At 68.6% G+C, this 12240-nt stretch carries 13 protein-coding genes; 3 read left to right on the forward strand and 10 right to left on the reverse strand.

What is annotated here, in order from left to right; all coding sequences use genetic code 11:
- Positions 1 to 180: 180 nt before the first annotated feature.
- Positions 181 to 1119 (reverse strand): MCE family protein, encoded by a 939-nt coding sequence (locus tag AMY39116_RS0340960; RefSeq protein ID WP_039792157.1) that lies wholly within the window; start codon positions 1117 to 1119, stop codon positions 181 to 183.
- 115 nt (positions 1120 to 1234) lie between these two features.
- Here AMY39116_RS0340960 and AMY39116_RS0340965 point away from each other — a divergent pair, with 115 nt between their 5' ends.
- Positions 1235 to 1852: a TetR/AcrR family transcriptional regulator gene (locus tag AMY39116_RS0340965; protein WP_020423388.1), complete on the forward strand. Its 618-nt coding sequence runs from the start codon at positions 1235 to 1237 to the stop codon at positions 1850 to 1852.
- On the opposite strand, the gene AMY39116_RS0340970 is transcribed toward AMY39116_RS0340965, so the two are convergent.
- Complete coding sequence (locus tag AMY39116_RS0340970) at positions 1839 to 2501, reverse strand: histidine phosphatase family protein (RefSeq protein ID WP_020423389.1); 663 nt, start codon at positions 2499 to 2501, stop codon at positions 1839 to 1841. The two genes, AMY39116_RS0340965 and AMY39116_RS0340970, sit on opposite strands and share 14 nt — an antisense overlap.
- A gap of 35 nt (positions 2502 to 2536) precedes the next feature.
- On the reverse strand, positions 2537 to 3700 hold the full coding sequence (locus AMY39116_RS0340975; RefSeq protein ID WP_020423390.1) for a S8 family peptidase: 1164 nt from the start codon (positions 3698 to 3700) through the stop codon (positions 2537 to 2539).
- Positions 3701 to 4352: 652 nt separating this feature from the next.
- Here AMY39116_RS0340975 and AMY39116_RS46490 point away from each other — a divergent pair.
- A complete protein-coding gene (locus AMY39116_RS46490) occupies positions 4353 to 4565 on the forward strand; it encodes a hypothetical protein (RefSeq protein ID WP_157358871.1) in 213 nt (70 codons plus the stop codon).
- 91 nt (positions 4566 to 4656) lie between these two features.
- Here the strand turns inward: AMY39116_RS46490 and AMY39116_RS47760 are convergent, their stop codons facing one another.
- The 3 genes from AMY39116_RS47760 to AMY39116_RS0340990 form a co-directional block, all read right to left on the reverse strand.
- A complete protein-coding gene (locus AMY39116_RS47760; RefSeq protein ID WP_235716329.1) occupies positions 4657 to 5181 on the reverse strand; it encodes a DUF3558 domain-containing protein in 525 nt (174 codons plus the stop codon).
- Between the two features lie 4 nt (positions 5182 to 5185).
- Positions 5186 to 5611, reverse strand: coding sequence for a hypothetical protein (locus AMY39116_RS0340985; RefSeq protein WP_020423392.1), 426 nt, complete (start codon positions 5609 to 5611; stop codon positions 5186 to 5188).
- Positions 5612 to 6306: 695 nt separating this feature from the next.
- Entirely contained in the window at positions 6307 to 6594 is a 288-nt protein-coding gene (locus tag AMY39116_RS0340990; RefSeq protein ID WP_157358872.1) for a hypothetical protein, read from the reverse strand.
- Between the two features lie 296 nt (positions 6595 to 6890).
- Here AMY39116_RS0340990 and AMY39116_RS0340995 point away from each other — a divergent pair, with 296 nt between their 5' ends.
- Complete coding sequence (locus AMY39116_RS0340995) at positions 6891 to 7796, forward strand: hypothetical protein (RefSeq protein WP_020423394.1); 906 nt, start codon at positions 6891 to 6893, stop codon at positions 7794 to 7796.
- Positions 7797 to 7835: 39 nt separating this feature from the next.
- Here AMY39116_RS0340995 and AMY39116_RS0341000 read toward each other — a convergent pair whose 3' ends face one another.
- The 4 genes from AMY39116_RS0341000 to AMY39116_RS0341015 form a co-directional block, all read right to left on the reverse strand.
- A complete protein-coding gene (locus tag AMY39116_RS0341000) occupies positions 7836 to 8123 on the reverse strand; it encodes a hypothetical protein (RefSeq protein WP_020423395.1) in 288 nt (95 codons plus the stop codon).
- Positions 8124 to 8652: 529 nt separating this feature from the next.
- Positions 8653 to 8991: a hypothetical protein gene (locus AMY39116_RS0341005; protein WP_157358873.1), complete on the reverse strand. Its 339-nt coding sequence runs from the start codon at positions 8989 to 8991 to the stop codon at positions 8653 to 8655.
- A 205-nt stretch (positions 8992 to 9196) separates the two neighbouring features.
- A complete protein-coding gene (locus tag AMY39116_RS0341010; RefSeq protein WP_020423397.1) occupies positions 9197 to 10351 on the reverse strand; it encodes an MFS transporter in 1155 nt (384 codons plus the stop codon).
- An 8-nt stretch (positions 10352 to 10359) separates the two neighbouring features.
- Complete coding sequence (locus tag AMY39116_RS0341015; RefSeq protein ID WP_027936682.1) at positions 10360 to 11988, reverse strand: acyl-CoA synthetase; 1629 nt, start codon at positions 11986 to 11988, stop codon at positions 10360 to 10362.
- Between the last annotated feature and the right edge of the window lie 252 nt (positions 11989 to 12240).

Consider the following 12240-nt stretch of genomic DNA (forward strand, 5'->3'; position numbering starts at 1 on the left):
GGCACGACCGGCCCTCTCGCGGGTGGTCGGTGGTTGGTCCACTCGCGCCGTCGCGGCTGGCCCTCTCGCGGGGTGGTCGGTGGTTGGTCCACTCGCGCCTTCGCGGCTGGCCCTCTCGTTCGGTCACCACCGGCTCTGTCGCGGGCGCCACCTGGCGCTCTCGTGCACGCACCAAGCCCCTCAGTAGCAGGCCGACACCACCGGCAGGCACACGTACGTGTCACCCCAGTGCCCCTGTCCGGTGATGTTCGTGGCGTAGCGGACCAGCGGCGCGAACCGGGCGACGCCCGCCGCCAGTGCCTCCTGGTTCCGCTGCAGCATCCCGGTCAGCTGGTCGAGCGAGGCCAGCACCGGGCGCAACGCCCCGTCATTGTCCTCGACCAGGCCCTGCACCTCCCGGGACAACGACTGCGCCCCCGTCAGCAGCGCCGAGATCGCCGACGCCCTGGCCGCCACCTCGGCCAGCACCAGGTTCCCGTCCGCCATCAACCGCACCAGCTGCGCATCCCGGTCCGCCACGGTCCGCGACAGCTCCACCGTGTTGCCCAGCAGCCGCGACAGCTCCGCATCCCGGGACGCGATCGTCGTCGACAGCTGGGACAGGCCGTCCAGCGCGCCCCGCACGGAAGAACCGCCCGGCAGCGCCGCCGACAGCGCGTCGAACGACCGGGCCAGCCGGTCCGTGTCCAGCCCGCCGACGGTCTTCGACAGGTCCCGGAACGCGTCCAGCACGTCATACGGCGCGATCGTCCGCGAGCGTGGGATCACCCCATCCAGTGGTCGCGACCCCTGTGGATCCAGCGCGAGGTACTTCTGCCCCAGCAACGTCTTGATCTTGATCGCCGCCGTCGTGCGGTCACCCAGCCAGGTGTCCGACACCTTGAACCGGACCCGCACCGACGCACCGTCCAGGCCGACGTCCACCACCTTGCCGAACTTCACCCCGGCCACCCGCACCTCGTCGTCCACCGCGAGACCGCCCGCTTCGCTGAACTCCGCCTCGTACGAGACGCCCGCGCCGATCAGCGGCAGCGATTCCGCGTTCAGCGCCGCGACGAACGCCAGCGCCAGCACCACGAGACCGGCAATTCCGATACCGGCAGGATCCCGATCACGCATTCCGGCCCCTTCCGCCGGGTTACGCTCTTAACACGTGCCTCCGATCGAATGACGTATTCGCCGACATGTCGGAAAAGAACAACTCCCCCGGGTGACCCATGCCAGCATGTCGCCCATGACGGACTCCCAGCCCCGGTGGCGGAGACTCGAACCGGACGCGCGCAGGGAGCAGATCTTCACCTGCGCCGCCCGGCTGTTCGGCGAGCGCCCGTACGCCGACGTGTCCACATCGGACATCGCGGCGGCGGCGGGCGTCGCCCGCGGGCTGATCAACCACTACTTCGGCACCAAACGCGAGCTCTACCTGGCGGTGCTGCGCCGCACGATGACGATCCCGACCACGGCACTGGACATCGTCACCGACGGGCCGCTCGAAGAAAAAGCACGCGTCGCGGTCGACTGGTTCCTCACCCTCGTCACCAAACAGGGCAAGACCTGGCTGGCCGCCACCGCACCCGAAGGCCTCGGCAGCGATCCGGAGGTCGAGGCGATCCTCGTCGAGGCCGAACGCCGCTCGGCCGCCCGCGTGCTGGAGGCGCTGGGCGTGAAGGTCGACGCCGCGCACGCCGAGGTCTGCAACGCCCTCATCCGCGCCTACGGCGGCATGGTCAAGGCCGCGGGCCGCGAGTGGCTGCTGCGCGGCGAACTCGACCGCGACCAGGTGCACACCCTGCTGTCCCGCTCGCTGGTGACCCTGATCGAGGACGTGTTCCCGGCCGTCACCGATAAGTGAGCAGGCGGGCGGCCCGGCCCTCGAAGTGCGCGTGCTCGTTGAACGACACCAGCGTGACCCCGCCGCGCCCGGTCACCAGCTTCGTGATGCCGCAGTTCACGGTGACCCGGTTGAGCTGCAGCAACCCCATCGCGGGGTCGCCGAGCAGGTGCCCGGCGAGCGTGCCGATCACCCCGCCGCTGGTGAAGACCACCGCGCTCTCGCCCTTGCGCAGCACGGCGACCAGGTCGGCCAGCGCGCCACGCACCCGCTCGGCGAACTGCGGCCACGTCTCCGCGCACGGGCCGTCGTCACCGGCGCGCACCCACGCGGCCAGCGACGCGTCCAGCACCTCCTGGTACCCGCGCGGGTCGTTCGCGTCCTGCAGCGCGCCGCCGCCGTGCCGGGCGACGATGTCGACGTGGTCGTACTCGTTCCAGCGCGGGTCCTCCTTGGCCGCGGCGCCCGCCCCGAGCCAGTCCAGGACGATCTCCGCGGTGGCGCGCTGACGGGCCATCGACCCGGTCCGGCCCTCGGTGAAGCGGATCTTGCGGCGCAGCAGCTCGGCGCCGACCACGGCGCCCTGCTCGATCCCGGTGCTGGACAGCTGGTCGTAGTCGGCCGCGCCGAAGGAGGCCTGACCGTGCCGGATCAGGTGGATGGCGCCCATCGGCCGTCCTTTCGCTCGCCGTCCCCGCCCGCAGCCTAGCCAGCGGTGTTGAGGAGACGGTTGGGCGTGCCCGGGGTTGCGCCGCTGATCTTGCCCGGGGTGGCCGAGGCGATCAGGGCGTCGGCGACCTGCGCGGGTGTGGCGTCCGGGTGTCCGGCCAGGTAGAGGGCGGCGGCGCCGGCCACGTGCGGGGTGGCCATCGAGGTGCCGCTGATCGTGTTGGTCGCGGTGTCGCCGGTTCCCCACGACGACGTGATGCTCACGCCCGGCGCGTAGAGGTCGACGACGCTGCCGTAGTTGGAGAAGCTCGCCTGCCTGTCGGTCCGGTCGCTGGCCGCGACGGTGATCGCCTCGGTGACGCGCGCCGGGGAGTCGTTGCCGGCGTCGGCGCCCTCGTTGCCCGCGGCGATGGCGAAGGTGACGCCCTTGGCGATCGCCCCGCGGACGGCGTCGTCGAGGACGGTGTCGGCGCTGCCGCCCAGGCTCATGTTCGCCACGGACGGGCCGCTCGCGTTCTGCGCGACCCAGTCGATCCCGGCGACGACCTGGTCGGTGGTGCCGCTGCCCTGCGCGTCGAGCACGCGCACCGGGACGATCCGCACACCCTTGGCGACGCCGTACTCGGCGCCGCCGATCGTGCCCGCGACGTGGGTGCCGTGGCCGTGCTCGTCGGTGGCGTCGTCGTCGTTGTCGATGAAGTCCTTGCCGCCGGTGACGCGGCCGCCGAAGGTCTCGTGGCTGGCGCGCACGCCGGTGTCGATGACGTAGGCGGTGACGTCGTCCGCCGGGGTGTCGTAGCGATAGGACGAGTCGAGCGGCAGGTTCGCCTGGTCGATGCGGTCCAGTCCCCAGGACGGCGGGTTCTGCTGCACGTCGGCGATGTGCAGGACGTGGTTCTGCACGACGTAGGCGACGTCGGGGTTGGCGGCGAGGCGCTTGGCCTCGGTTTCATTCGCGCTGACCGCGAAGCCCTTCAGCGCGGCGCTGAACGTGCGGGTCGCCGAGCCGCCGTAGCGGCTGGTCAGGTCGCCGGCCCGCGAGGTGGCGCCCGGCTTGAGGACGACCAGGTAGCTGTCCGCGACCGAGCCGGGAGTGCCCGCTTCGAGGATCTGCCCTTCCCTGGCTTGGGCCGGCCCGGCCCAGACCGTCGTGGCGACGACTGCCGCCGCGAGTACGGACCACATCGCGCGCTTCCGCATGAGCCGCCGTCTCCTCTCCCCGACCGGGTGGTGCGATCTCATGCAATCCCGGGGGCCAGAGCGGGGGCAATGATTCACAGTTACCAACTAGGGAGCGGCTTGCCTGAGACCTAGGATGACCTGCACAAACAGCGACGATGCTGATCGGTACAGCCTGCGGCTTAGCCCCCGATATCCTGCACTCCGCCCGGATGATCTACGGGTTCTCGATTCACCCGCACGAGGGACATCACCGGTAAGCTCAAACACAGCGCGATCGCGGTGGGGGCAAGCTTCCCGCGTGCAGCACCGGTCCATGATGGTCACTGTTCACTGTCCAGAACCATGCTCGTCGAACACGTTGCGAAGCCACCCAACAGCTTCGTTAGTCAGCAGAACCTCAACTTGATCTAGTTGCCTTGCGGCGAAACCTTCTGTTTCAAGAACGAGACGGGAAACCGAGCCGATTGAAGGCGAATACGTGCCATCGTCCGCGATCTTCAGCCCCGAAGCACCCGCAGGTCCCTGGCCGCCAAGTCGTCACCCATGTAGACAACTTCGCCTCCGGGGTCATACTCGGCTGCAGCGACCCTCGTCAAGTCTTCGTAATGACCATGTGACACCGGTGCCATTTTTGTGATGCAATCTGACAACAGAGAACGTAAACTGAACCATGGAAAGCATCAAGGTTCACAACGACGGCGAGCCTACCAAGCTTGTCGTCGAACGACTCACTCGCAATAATGCGAGCTTGGATTACTACCGACTTCGTGATGACGAACAGGAACCCGAGCATCATCACATCGCGGTTTTGACGATCGCGGATGCGCGCCGTTACGCCGACATGATCAAAAGGATAGCGAACCCGGCACAATGGGAGTTCTGATCATGATAATCCCGACCCTCACCGTTAGGAGCCCGTGCGCCACCCGGTAATAACGCGCATCCGGCGAAGCCACCCCCGCGCGATTGAGGGTTCACGGTGTCTTCGGCAGCAACGCCTCCACGCGAGCCGCCAAGTCTCGCGCCAGCGGGCATGCTTGCGAATTGTTCTCGGGCTGGGACATTGCCATCTGAGCGAGGACACGGGCGTGCTCGCTCACCTCGAACGCGACCGTGCATCCGAGGGCGTTCTGCACCTCCAACGCCTTCCGACCGTTCACGGTTGTTTCCGTTGCATCCGGATCGGTTTCGCGGAATTCGGCTAGCCCTTGCACCGGATCGAGTGCTAGCCCATTACTACCAAGACCAGGCTTTGTTGCCGTGCACTCGTTGCGATGGCTGATGTTGTCGCCAGGGTTGAAACCTTGTCCAGCGTTGAGTTGGTCAAGTACCTGGCAAGCGACGAGTCCGGCAAATGGATCGTTGGCGTTGGCTGACGTTGGTATCCCGCTTGTCGCGGGTGAAGGCGTGCCGTGCACGGTGGACGTGCATCCGACCAAGACCGCCCCGAGAATTGTGATTGCGGCCGCCGCAAGGCCACTTCGGGTGCTGATTTTCACCGGGTCAGTCCTCTTTAAATCTGCCAAGATACCGCGTTGCCGCATCATTAGAGGCATCGTACTTGCTCATAGCGATGTCGAGCGCTTCTCTGATGGTCTTCAGATTGCTCAACACAGTCTCGTAAACCGGAATCAACGACTGTTGATCGGAGTCCATCGCTGCCTGAAAATGTATCGCGGCCTTCTGGGCGTAGTCGTCGTTGCCAAATTTGGGTTTGCGGCGAAGCCGCTCAATGTTGAGGGAAATCCGGGAGAGTCGGTCTTCGGCTTGGGTGATCGCGTTACGCAGATGCCTGCCGGTTTCTTCGTCCACTGCCCAACCACCGGACTTGGCGTCGGCCAGTAAGCGTTGAGCTTGGTCTCCCATTGCCTTGAGCTGTTCCTGATCGCCAAACGCGCCGGTCAGGCCCGCGCCGGTCCAGTCTGTCATGGTTTCGACTGCTCCCCCCGGTGCGCTCACAAGCTGCGGCACATAGAGTAGCAGGCCGCGCACATATGGTCGGTACGAAGTGACCAAGGCTCCAGCTCCCGTGGGTCTGAGCACGCTCTGACGAGATCGAAAACCCTTGGCACCAGGGGGCAGCGCGGGGTTCTGTGCGGCGACAGGTAGCTTCCCGGCGGCGGCGACGCCCGACTCACAGCGTCGGACAACAGCGAACGCTCTACCAACGGCCTGCACTACGGGATGAGCGGAGGCTCCCTGGCGAGGTGACCGGGGAGCCTCTTTAATGTCCCCGTAAGCCGACAAGCCCGGACCATTGGCGATTCTTGATCCGTTCGCCTTCTCGCATGGATCAGCAATGGATCCCGACCTGCCTGCCACGCACACGGAGCCGCTTGAAAGAAATGGCGGGGTGACACTGCTACGGCTCGTCGACCCGTGGACAGAAACCAGTCATGGCCGCGCATTAGGTTCCCGGTTGGGAGGAAACCCGTTACTTTTAAAAGGCACCCCGCCCGGATTTCAGAGTTCGTACAGGACGCGTTCGCGATACTCTGCCACGTGAATCGCTGCACCGGTGAGCCACCGACCGTTCTGCCGATGAAGTTGATGTAGGCCGGCTGCGAATGTCCAACATGCGCGGCCGCCTTTGTTCACGCACACGTACAGCGGGTCGCCGGATTTCAACTTCCTGCCAATCTGCCACATCCCGGTATCACATGTCCGAACCGCTTCACGGCCTGTTGCCGGATGCGTGCCGTGGTGAGCTGGTGCCGCCGCAGCAGCCCCACAGTCCACGTCCGCAGGGTCACCCGGTCGAGGGGATCTCGGGCCGGGTCGCAGGCGCACCAGTCCAGGTACTGATCAACACTCACCCGGTAGGAGTGCAGGGTGTTGCGGGCCAGGTTCTCCGCCTCCATGTGGATCATCCAGGAGTCCACGAGGTCGCGGAGCTGATCAGTGGTGAGCATGGCGTAGTCCTCCGCCAATGGGGTGATCTCGGCTGCACCCGATCGAGGCGGCCGATATCCGTACAGCCTAACGGCCTGCCCTCCCACTTGCGGTCCTGCGCAGGACAAAGTCGCAGGTCAGGGCAAGGTTTGTAGTCCGGGAAGAGGACCGCGACATCACAGTTACCAGTACTCACCCGATAGGGTTACTCGTTAACCACCCAATGGGATGACGGCCTGATCATCATTCTCGGACGAGTAGAGGTCACACACTGCTACCATCAGCGGTGGCGAAGTCGATTTCCAGGTGGTAGCAGGTGTCCACGTCCGAGCGCGCGGTGCCGAGCCCGTTCGCCAGCAGACTCCGGTCCGCGATCGCCCGCAGTGGGCTGAGTCTCGATCGCATCCAGGCCCGCTTGCAGGCCAGCGGCGTGCCGATCAGCGTCACGGCCCTGAGCTACTGGCAGTCCGGCAAGCGGCAGCCCGAGCGGCAGAGCTCGATCTCGGCGGTGCGGGTGCTCGAGGACGTCCTCGGCCTGCAGCGCGGTGAGCTGCTGTCCCTGCTCCCGCCGCCGCGCCCGCGCGGGCTGCCGTCCCGGCGGCAGGCGGACGGCGTCGTCAAGTTCCCGATGGAGGCGCTGCGGATCCTGCTGGAGCGGGTCGGCGCTCCGCACGCGCTGGAGCAGCAGCACCGGCTGAACCTGCTCAACCTGCACGACCGGTGCGAGATCGCGGCAGGTGGCCGCCAGCGGTCGCTGACCACGCGTTCGGTGTTCCAGGCGACCGCCGACCGGCAGGACCGCTGGATCCTGGTGTACGACCACGGCGGCGCGCCCGCGCCCACGCTGCACCAGCTGCGCAACTGCCGCAGCGGGCGGGTCGAGATCGACCCGGAGCACGGCCTGACCGTCGCGGAGCTGCTGTTCGACCGCCCGATCCACCGCGGTGAGACCTGCCTGATCGAGTACACGCTCACCAACAGCGGGCCGCCGTTCCCGGACTGCGAGAACACCTACTACCGCGAGTTCCGCCGCCCCATCCGCGAGTACCTGCTGGAGATCCGCTTCGACGAGGCCGAGGCGCTGCGCAAGTGCTGGCAGTACGCGCGCCGGGGCTCGGCGGAGACCGAGGAGCGGCGAGAGCTGCACCTGGACACGGCCGGCGGGGTGCACGCCGTGGCGCTCGACTACGGGCCAGGGGTGTTCGGCATTTCCTGGGAGTGACCGGGCCGGCCGCGGCTCGCACCGCGACCGGCCCCGACCTCACGCGGACTCGAGCCTGCGGCTGGTGACCTGGTCGGCGACCTTCACCACCACGAGCGCGAGCATGCACAGCACGGCCGGCTGGATCGCCTTCGCCAGGGCGAACGCGATCATCGCCAGCGCGGCCGCGCACAGGAACCCGAGGACGACGACGCGCCAGAACCGCGCGCGCCCTTCGAGCGTGCGCTCCACGAACTCCCAGACCGGATCCTCACCCGGCGCACTGCGCACGCCGAGAACCTCCGGCGGCACGATCTCGCCCCGATCCGGCGACGGCTCGTCTGGCATTCCGGGAGTCTCCGGTTGTACCGTGGGCACTTCAGTGCCTCCTTTTGCATGGTTGGACTGATGAATCGCGCGGCTCCCTGTTGCAGCAGGGGGCCGCGCTTCATATCGCGGCCTACCGCGATAGAAGTCATAGTGCAGAAATCGATCTGTTACTCGCGCGTCAGTTCGGCGACTCCGCGACGATCGGCTGGTCCCGGTCGCCGAACGGCGAGCGTGATTAGGCAGAGCTGCATCCCAGCGACAGTGCAGTCGATCAGGTGAACCGAACCGCATGGCAGCCAAGATCAGCCGTCACCGTGCGCGAGTTCCCAGAATCGCACCACTCTTTCGGGTGACAATTCACCTCCGCGTATCGCTCGGTCGTTCGATTCGTCGCGCTTCGCCCGTGCCCCGTCACGTTCAGCTGCACGTGCAGCGCGAGGGGAACTTCTCGCCGGGGCAACTCACCGTGCACCAGCGACCGCTTGTCGTTCGCCGCTTCGGACGGGAGTGCGGGACCGGAACCAACCCTGGGTCATTCTGTCGCGATTCAGGTGGACATCGAACGGGTCAGCCTGCGGCTGTGCCAGTGGTCGGCGACCTTGACCGCGACCAGCGCCACCATCGACAGCGCCGTCAGCGGGATCGCCTTCAGCAACGCGAACACGATCATCGCCAGGGACGTCACGGTGGTCAGCGCGAGCAGGACGGCTCGCCACACGCGCGCCCCGCGCTCGGCCAGCCGGCTGCCGTCCGCGCGGGCGAGCGGCGGGTTCTTCAGAGCGGCGGGCCGGACGGCCGCGAGGAACGAGCCGTCGAGGACGATCCTCAGCCGTTCCGGCGACGGCACGTGACGCGGATCTTCGCGGCGCGGTTGTACGGTGGGCACGTTGATGCCTTCCTCTCCGGGAGGGACGGTCGACACCGCGCGGCTCCCTGTGGCAGCAGGGGGCCGCGCTCCACGTCGCGGTAGGGCGCGACATCACTCATCGTGCAGAAACGAGTCGCCACCGTCACGAGATCGTCGGGTTTGAGCGCTCACCGGCCGGTCAGCGTCGCCGAACGGCCCGTCTCGGTAGCCCGACGGCACTCGTTCAGGTGAAGGCCGCGAGGACGGCGGCGACCGCCGCGAGCACGGCGAGCAGGATCAGGGCCGTGCTGTACCCGCCGACCCGCTCGGCGAGCACGATCGCCCCACCCGGGGCGATGGCCGTCGCCGCGGTGATCGGGGCGTTGAACATCCCGTTGAGCGCCCCGAACCGGGTCGTCGTCCACCGGTCGGCGACCGCCGTGGCCTGCACGAGCGTGTAGGCGCCGCGGGCCATCCCCATCACCACCGCGACCGCCAGCAACGCGCCCGCGGGCCCGGGCAGCAGAGCCAGCAGGACCAGCGCGGCACAACTCGCGGCGAGGACGCCGACCGTGCGGGACGCGGGCGCGCTGGTGCGCGGCACGGCGGCGAAGACGAGCCGCCCGAGGACCTGCCCGGCCCCGACGAGCCCCAGCGCGACCGACGCGATCGCATGGCTCAGGCCGCGTTCGACGAACAGCGGCACGACCACGATCGCCGACGCGTACAAGCCGAGAGCGGCCAGGGTCATCGCCGTCTGCAGCAACCGGAACCGCGCGGAGCGGGTCACCTGCCGGACCGGGGTGGCGGCCGGTCGCGTGCGGTGGTCCGGCCAGGCCGGCGTGAGCAGCAGCCAGTGCACGGGCAGGTTGACGAGCAGGAAGACCGCGGCGTAGACGAGGTAGCTCGCGCGCCAGCCGACCTGGTCGACCAGCAACGCGGTGAGCGGCGCGAACACGGTGCTCGCCAGGCCGCCGACGAGCGTCACGACGGTCAGCGGACGGGCGCGGCGGTCGCCGTACCAGCAGGTGATCGCCGCGAACACCGGCGGGTAGAGCTGCATCGCCTGCGCGACGCCGACGACCACCCAGGCGAGGAAGAACAGCGGCCTGCTCGGCGCCGTCGCGACCAGCACGAGCGCCACGGCGGCGAGCGCGGAGCCCGCGGTCATCACCGGCCGCGGGCCGTACCGGTCGAGCAGGCGGCCGACCGGGATCCCCGCGACCGCCGCGACCAGCAGGCCCGCCGAGAAGGCGAGCGTGATCGTGCCCGGTGTCCACCCGGTGGTGCCCGCGATCTCCGCGGTGGCGACCGGGAGCGCGTAGTACAACGCGCCCCAGCTGACGACCTGGGTCCCGCACATCCCGATCAGGGCGCGGCGGAGGCGGATCTCCTCCACGGCGCGCCTCAGCTCAGCTTGTTGCGGAGGACCTTCCCGGTGGCGTTGCGTGGCAGCTCCGGCACGAACTCGACGTCGCGCGGCACCTTGTAGCGGGCGAGGTTGCCCTTGACGTAGTCGCGGATCGCGTCGGCGTCGAGCTTGGAGTCCTTCTTCGTCACCACGATCGCCTTGAGGCGCTGGCCGAAGTCGGCGTCCGGCACGCCGATCACGGCGGCTTCGAGCACGTCCGGGTGCTCGACGAGCAGGTTCTCCACCTCGACCGGGAACACGTTCTCGCCGCCGGAGACGATCATCTCGTCGTCGCGGCCGTCGATGAACAGCAGCCCGTCCTCGTCGAAGTGGCCGACGTCGCCGGTGGAGAGCAGGCCGTCGATGATCTCCTTGTGCCGGCCGTCGGTGTAGCCCTCGAAGGACAGGCCGCTGCCGACGAAGACGCGCCCGGTGACGTGCGGCTCGGTGATGCGGTTGCCCTGCTCGTCGTACAGCTGCACCTTGCAGGTGACCGGCGGGCGGCCGACGGTGCCGGGGGCCTTGCGCCAGTCCTCCGGGGTGGCGACGGTGGCGACCGCGACCTCGGTGGAGCCGTACAGGTTGTAGATCACGTCGCCGAACGCCTCGGTGGCGCGGTTGCCGAGGTCGGGGGACAACGCGGAGCCCGCGACGAAGATGATCCGCAGCGACGACGTGTCGTACTTGCCCAGGATGTCCGGGCCGAGGTCGACGATGCGCTGCAGCATGGTCGGGACGAGGACCAGCGCGGTGCACCCGTGGTCGGCGACGCCCTTCAGCGTGGCTTCGGGGTCGAACCGGCGGCGCAGCACGACCTTGCAGCCGAGCGCGAACGACAGGATGAACTGCGAGATGCCGGTGCCGTGGAAGATGGGCGCGCCGAGGAACGTGGCCTCGCCGGCGCGCAGCGGGATGCGGTCGAGGAACTGGACGGTGGCCAGCACGGAGGTCCGCTCGCGCGGCGCGCCCTTCGGGGTGCCGGTGGTCCCGCTGGTGAGCAGCACGAACCCGCCGCGCTGGGGCGGCGGCGGCAGTGGGCGGTCGTCGGTGCTGGCGATGAGCTCGTCGAGGACGGGGATGCGGTCCGCCGGGTCGGGTTCGTCCACCCAGGCCAGGTAGCGGTCGACGGTGTCCGGGATGCCGGAGAGCAGGTCGGTGAACTCCTGGTCGTAGACGAGCACCTGCACCTTTTCCCGCGCCGCGACGTCGGTGAGCTGCGGTTTCGCGAAGCCTGTGTTCATCAACAGGAGGCGCGCGCCGACCTTGCCTGCCGCGATCATGACCGTGACCAGGCCGCGGTGGTCCCGGCACAGCGCCGCGATGACGGTGCCCGGGCGGACGCCGCGCTCTTCCCAGGCGCGGGCGAGGGCGTTGGAGCGCAGGTCCAGCTCGCGGAAGGTGAGCGGCCCCAGCTCGTCGACCAGCCCGATGGCGTTCGGATCGCGCCGGGCGGAGGTCTGCGCCGCGGCGGCGAACGGGCCCACCTTGCGGGTGGCGATCACGCTGCGCAGGCCCTCGTCCAGCCGGGGAAACGGGACGAGCCCGGCGCGCCACATGACCTCCAGGCCGCGGGCGGTCTCCGCCACCTTGCCGGGGAGCACGGACAAGCGGGGCGGAATACGCATGGACAGCACCTCCATTGGGCCGACCGTACTGGGAGTATGTGTGGTTACTGGACAGTAGCCGAAAGGCGAGGGGACGCGCCAGCGGTTGCGGCGGGTGAGGCGGAGCGGACAAATCGGGCGGGGTGGGGGTGGGGTGGGAAGGCGGGGGCGGAGCGGGGCGAAGCGAGGCGCGAAGCGGGCGAAGCGGAGCGGGCGCGGCAGCGCGAGCGGAGCGGCGCGGCGGAGCGGGCGAAGCGGAGCGGCGCGGCGGAG

The sequence above is a fragment of the Amycolatopsis sp. ATCC 39116 genome (assembly GCF_000231075.2).
GTDB classification, from domain to species: domain Bacteria; phylum Actinomycetota; class Actinomycetes; order Mycobacteriales; family Pseudonocardiaceae; genus Amycolatopsis_E; species Amycolatopsis_E tucumanensis.